The following is a 494-nucleotide window of genomic DNA, read 5'->3' on the forward strand; positions in this document are numbered from 1 at the left end:
GAATCGCTGAACTCATTGCTTCTACCTCTGCGTCCAGACGGAGTATCACAGTACCAATTGGCGATTGCGTCGTCATCCATCCAGAAAGTCAACGAACCTCGGTTTACGAGCGCTTGGTTGTATTCTTTCCAGTTGGTGATTTTTCTCTTYGATTTACCCATCTGATCCCGCCTTTGCCCTACTCTCAAAGGATCAGATCGTTGGTTAACGGAAAGGTTCCATCAATTTGGTCAACAACGCCACTCTAAACGTCAACACGGTCATGCCAATGGAATGTCTCCATTAGCCTATGAACGTAATGAGATTTACAACTAAAAAAGTGTTTAAGGAATCTTGGTCGATTCACTTGGCATATATAACCTCATTTAATCGAACGAAATCATACCTCTAAACAGGTCTCCAATTTAAGTCTACCGTTACACTTACCTGACTCTAAGCTACAAAACGCCCGATGAGGTGCATCGAGCGTTTTAATTAAAAAATGTCAACTCATC

1 protein-coding gene is annotated in these 494 nt (G+C 42.4%); it reads right to left on the minus strand.

Annotation, left to right across the window (positions count from 1 at the left end; translation table 11 throughout):
• On the minus strand, nucleotides 1–161 hold a 161-nt coding region (locus L1D31_RS22515; RefSeq protein WP_239839149.1), incomplete at its 3' end, for a transposase.
• Nucleotides 162–494: the final 333 nt, after the last annotated feature.

It is taken from the genome of Vibrio sp. Isolate23 (genome assembly GCF_022398095.1).
Taxonomy (GTDB): Bacteria; Pseudomonadota; Gammaproteobacteria; order Enterobacterales; family Vibrionaceae; genus Vibrio; species Vibrio coralliilyticus_A.